At 48.1% G+C, this 1,283-nt stretch carries 1 protein-coding gene; it reads right to left on the reverse strand.

What is annotated here, in order from left to right; genetic code table 11:
* Window positions 1-20: 20 nt before the first annotated feature.
* The gene (locus ACNPAA_RS20870) at window positions 21-1,148 is read right to left on the reverse strand and encodes an ISAs1-like element ISKpn9 family transposase (RefSeq protein WP_053288160.1); all 1,128 of its coding nucleotides are present in this window, start codon (window positions 1,146-1,148) and stop codon (window positions 21-23) included.
* Between the last annotated feature and the right edge of the window lie 135 nt (window positions 1,149-1,283).

Raw genomic sequence — 1,283 nt, forward strand, 5'->3', positions numbered from 1 at the left:
CAGGGCTGACGCATCAGTGTTTATACTTTGAACAACCCCATACATTCGAACAAATATTGTTCATTCAGACAGCAGAGCCTGCGCTTGTTGGCCATGCTTAGATTACGTGATTTGTTTTGCTTCAGCATGTTCAGTATCCACTGCCTGATGACCGCTAAGTTTTCCCCAGCGAAGCCCGCTCTGGCCTGAAGTTGATCCTCTCCGAACGCAATATCTAAAGTCCAGTGCAGCAGATTTTCTACCGACCAGTGCGCTCGGGTTGCCTTCAGCGCTGAGGTGGCATCCAACGCTCGGCTACTTATATAAAATCTCACGAAATCATAGCCTTTGCCATTTTCAATTCGCTCAGCCTGCACGGCTATGATCGTCTTCGCTTTCCACTGCTGGCAAACTGGCATGCTTTCATCAACCACCAGAACCCAACAACGTCGATGCTCTTTTCGCCCATGTTCTGAGTCAAATTGTTCAGTAAAGCCGTGCCCCGAAACATCGCTTTCATTCTTATCCCAATACGCTTGGAACTGTTCTTTTACTTCAGTATTGAGGCTAGGTTGGTTGTCTTTCACCGCAAGCAGGTAATCCCCCGACTTCTTGAGGATGGTGTCAGCAATTTTGACCTGTGTACCCATTGCATCAATACTGACCAAACACCCTTTTAATTCAAGAAGTTGGAGTAGCTCAGGTATTGCCGTGATCTCGTTAGATTTGTCAGCGACTTTTTGCTGGCCAACACACATTCCCAGCTCAGTTGACCAGACATTGACCATATGAACAACGTTGGCTCCTCGCCCTTTAGCGGTAGCACGAAGAGCTTTACCATCAACCGCTAGTTGGCCAACCAGTTTTTCATCGCCCATGATGTCGCCGATCCACGCTTGAAAAATGGATTTCAGACTGGCGGGAGGCAGAGTGGCAAAGATGCGGTTGAATGTATCGTGTGATGGAATGCCGCCAGGCAAGCGCAGCCAGCGCCGGAACCATGGCTCTCGCTCTTGAGCAAACAAGGTAATCTCGCTCCAAGTATCAAAACCGCACATCATGGCGCAAATGGCCATGAAAACAACCTCTGACAAGATATGTGAGCACTTGGCCTGATTGCGTGGGTCTGGGATTGATTCAAGGTAGTCGAGCAAAGACTTCTGGGCCATAATAATAAACAGTTGGTTAAGATCTCGACTATTTACAGCTTGGCAACGCAAGGTACAATTAAAATCGTACTTGGAGCCGTTCAACTGATCGAGACTTGATCAACTTGTGCAGAGAATGATCATGCGTCGGCCCTG

Origin of the sequence: Aeromonas sp. PS2Canimalfood6 (assembly GCF_048276795.1) — a bacterium.
Taxonomy (GTDB): Bacteria; Pseudomonadota; Gammaproteobacteria; order Enterobacterales; family Aeromonadaceae; genus Aeromonas; species Aeromonas caviae.